The organism is Bacillus sp. AFS001701, assembly GCF_002559405.1.
Lineage (GTDB): Bacteria > Bacillota > Bacilli > Bacillales > Bacillaceae_G > Gottfriedia.
This window is the reverse complement of the sequence record NZ_NTZO01000484.1, coordinates 1-2,288: the sequence shown is the minus strand read 5'-3', so window position 1 is coordinate 2,288 and position 2,288 is coordinate 1. Positions and strand designations below refer to the sequence as shown.

The following is a 2,288-nucleotide window of genomic DNA, read 5'->3' as shown; positions in this document are numbered from 1 at the left end:
TCTGCAAAAGATCTTGTTAATGGTGCCATTGCGATACGTGATCGTAAATTCCAGGCTCCGATTTTTATCGGTTCAAACAATTTACTTTCTAAACCATTTTTTAAATAACCCCAACAATTTGTTTCATTAGTAATTTGACTCATATATTTTTCCTCCGTTCATTTTTATTATTCGATATTTCTATAAATACTGAAATAAAATGTAAAATTATACCGCTTTAACATTAAAGTAAAGCGGGTGCGTGTTGTGCAAGTACTTCTCGTTGTAAACTGTAATATCTGAAGGTTCCTTCTCTGCGAACTGTTAATAATCCGCAATCAAGCAATGGTTTTAAATGATGCGTTAATGTCGAATTGGCAGGAACTTTTAATTGATTTGCCATTTCCAGGCAAGCTAACTCTGATTGCTGTGCAAGTAATTTTACGATTTGTAATCGAGTTGATTCACCTAGTGCCTTATAGACTTTTACTGCAATATCATCATTCATCGTTAGAAACCTCCTTTCAGTAATTCTTATTTTCTTATTTCAGTATTTCTAGAAATATTGTATTTAATTTGAGATAATATGTCAAGAGATTGCCTATCCATGTTCTTATTCAACTCTACTGCCATTTACTTCAATAAGAAAAAGTGCTGTCGAAGCAACTCAATGATCTTCAACTAACGTGTTTCTTACCCAATTTTGCAGAATCCAATTTTGATTACTCCATTTTCCCTTTTAAATACACTTTTCCAACTTATAAGTTAATACATATTTTAACTGAAAGCAAAAGGCAACCCGTATGGTTGAGGGTGAATCTGAGTACCCTATGAGGAGTGGATAGGAAAAATTCAATTCACAAGCTTATTTAAAATATTGTGAGATTTTGACATTACGTGTGGTATGCTGTTATCGATTTATGTATCGATGCGGCACTAAAAAAGTGGGTAAAGAACCCAGAAGGTGGTGGAAAATGAGTTTAGTACGCCCAGCCTACAAGAAACGAATTGTGCTGGCATCCAGACCTTATGAGACGGCTACCGCAGAGAACTTCCGGATGGAAGAAGTAGAAGTTCCTGGGCTTAAAAATGAGCAAGTGCTTGTCCAAAGTCTATACATTTCGGTTGATCCATACATGCGTGAACGAATGAATGCCGGAAAATCGTACTCAGCTCCGTATCCAATCGATGGTGTTATTTTCGGGGGGGTTATAGGTCGAGTAATTGAGACTGCATCAACAGTGTTCGAAGTTGGTGATATCGTACTCGGCGGTTATGGATGGCAAACAATTGAAGTCGTGAGCGCTGACAATTTGCGCAAAATCGATGCAAGTATCGCACCTATTACAACGTATCTCAGTGTACTAGGGATGCCAGGACAAGCTGCCTACTTTGGATTGCTTGACATTGGCAAACCCAAAGAGGGGGAGACCGTGGTCGTATCTGGTGCAGCGGGTGCAGTAGGTACGTTAGTAGGACAAATTGCAAATATCAAGGGAGCTCGCTCTGTAGGGATTGCTGGTTCGGATGATAAGTGTGAGTATCTAACAAAGGAACTCGGATTCACGGCCGCAATCAATTATAGGGTGCCGGATTTTGAGAAACAGATTGAGGCTGCATGCCCAAACGGTGTTGATGTCTATTTCGACAATGTAGGTGGTACGGTATCAGACACGATTATGAAACTTATTAATCACGGTGCCAGAATTCCAATTTGTGGTCAAATCGCAACTTATAATGGAGCTAAGAATGATATTGGTCCACGTGTGCAAACTAAACTATTGACTACTAGCTCATTGATGCAGGGATTTGTCTTCAGTAACTATGCATCACGTTTTGCAGAAAGTGCCGAGATTATGGCTAAATGGGTTTCAGCCGGAAAAATCAAATATCAAGAGACGATTGTTGAGGGGTTTGAAAATACAGTATCTGCTTTTTTCCAGTTATTCACTGGTGGAAATACAGGTAAGTTATTGGTAAAGGTTTCTGAATAAGAGAGTTAATGCAAATGTGCATCTTTAGGCAGTTGTTCCCGATCCGATGAAAAATCTTCAAGCGAAGTAAGCTCGGGAACACCGCAGTAATGATCACTTTTGGACGAATGGTACTTTTTTTTGGTCTTACCCCTGTCAAATATCGCAATAAAAAGGAGCTTCGACGTGATGCGAAGCTCCCTTTTTGAATATTAAACTTACCACATTTTATTTTTAATCACTTTTCTTGTACCTTTTATCTAACGTATTAAAATATAGATTAATTCAACGACTAGATCGTGGTTTATTATTATCTCTTTTCAATTAGAATAAATA

Annotated in this window: 2 protein-coding genes; one reads left to right on the top strand and one right to left on the bottom strand. The window is 38.1% G+C overall.

The genetic code is table 11. The annotated features are described in order from the left end of the window. Nucleotides 1-223: 223 nt before the first annotated feature. On the bottom strand, nucleotides 224-487 hold the full coding sequence (locus CN514_RS21470; RefSeq protein WP_098234323.1) for an ArsR/SmtB family transcription factor: 264 nt from the start codon (nucleotides 485-487) through the stop codon (nucleotides 224-226). 466 nt (nucleotides 488-953) lie between these two features. On the opposite strand from CN514_RS21470, the gene CN514_RS21465 reads away from it, so the two are divergent. Continuing rightward, nucleotides 954-1,973, top strand: a complete 1,020-nt coding sequence (locus CN514_RS21465; RefSeq protein WP_098234322.1) for an NADP-dependent oxidoreductase — start codon at nucleotides 954-956, stop codon at nucleotides 1,971-1,973. Nucleotides 1,974-2,288: the final 315 nt, after the last annotated feature.

Excerpts from the sequence above, each read along its gene's own strand:
- CN514_RS21470 (WP_098234323.1), bottom strand. The coding sequence starts at position 487 with ATGAATGATGATATTGCAGTAAAAGTCTATAAGGCACTAGGTGAATCA.
- CN514_RS21465 (WP_098234322.1), top strand. The coding sequence starts at position 954 with ATGAGTTTAGTACGCCCAGCCTACAAGAAACGAATTGTGCTGGCATCC.